Genomic DNA, 1,118 nt, shown 5'->3' on the forward strand with positions numbered 1-1,118 from the left:
TTGCGCCATGCCGCGCAGGGCGTGGCTTCAGGCCACGAACTTGCACCTTCGCGCGGTGGAATCGAGGGCCGCGCACCGCGCTTGGCAATCGCCGCATGACACTGCTTGCTGTCGTACGCGCCGTCCCCGCCGACGATGTCCACGGATATGTCGGGCGGCAATTGGTCGAGCAAGTCGGGCAGTACGTCAGCGTCGCCCACATCCTGGTGGGTCATCAGCGCCGCGCATATCTGGCCTGTTTTCGCGTCCATCGCAAGATGGACCTTGCGCCAGGTGCGACGCTTGGACCAGCCGTGCTTGCGCACCTTCCACTCACCTTCACCGAACACTTTCAGGCCGGTGCTGTCGAGCAGCATGTGCACTGGTTCGCCGGTGTGCAACGCAGGCAGGACGACTTGCAGGTCCTGTGCTCGACGGCTCAGCGTCGTGTAGTTGGGAACCGGCAACTCAGGATAGGCAAGCCTGCGCAGGCTCATGGCAAAGCCTTGCAGTGCGCGCAACGGCAGGTGGAAGACTTGCTTCAGACCGAGCAGGCCCTGAATCAAAGCGTCCGAGTAGACCAGCGGGTGGCCGCGCTTGCGGGCCTGCGCAGCAGATGCCTTGCACATACCCTCGTCGATCCACATCGTGACATCTCCTCTGGCGATCAGCCCTGCGTTGTACTGCGCCCAGTTCTTGACGCGATACGTGGCCTTGGGCTCGGCTTGCTTGTGGGTGTCCCTGTGCATGTTCCCGGCAAAAATCGAGAATCTACGCAGGAACCCGGTTTGTTTACAGCGTTACCGCCATGTCGTTGCGCGTAAACGTCAGCACGGCCTCACCACGACCCTGATTTATGCAACAACGCCTCCTCCCAGACATCCTCGTAGTGCTCAGTCAGCAAAAACCGCCACCCTGGCGGCAACCCCAAATACGGAATGACCAGCGGAGCCCAATCTGCCAAGTGCTCCACGTGCAATGGCACGAAGAAGTCAGATGCTTCGGAAAATACCTCACCCGCCCAGATATACCACCCGGTCGTATCGCCCTCAGGTTGAATTCGCAGGCCATTCAAAGGACGCAACCCTTCCTTAACGTTGCGCGAAATGCCGACTTTCTGCTGCAGGTTGCATTCAAAG

Annotated in this window: 2 protein-coding genes; both read right to left on the bottom strand. The window is 60.2% G+C overall.

Annotation, left to right across the window (positions count from 1 at the left end; genetic code table 11):
• Positions 1–728, bottom strand: a 728-nt coding sequence (locus tag GFB48_RS17155; RefSeq protein ID WP_163938684.1) for an IS5-like element IS1420 family transposase, incomplete at its 3' end; no start/stop codon positions are given.
• 89 nt (positions 729–817) lie between these two features.
• Positions 818–1,118: hypothetical protein (locus GFB48_RS17160; protein ID WP_163938687.1), on the bottom strand; the 301-nt coding region annotated here is incomplete at its 5' end.

This window comes from Paraferrimonas sp. SM1919, assembly GCF_010993985.1.
Taxonomy (GTDB): Bacteria; Pseudomonadota; Gammaproteobacteria; order Enterobacterales; family Shewanellaceae; genus SM1919.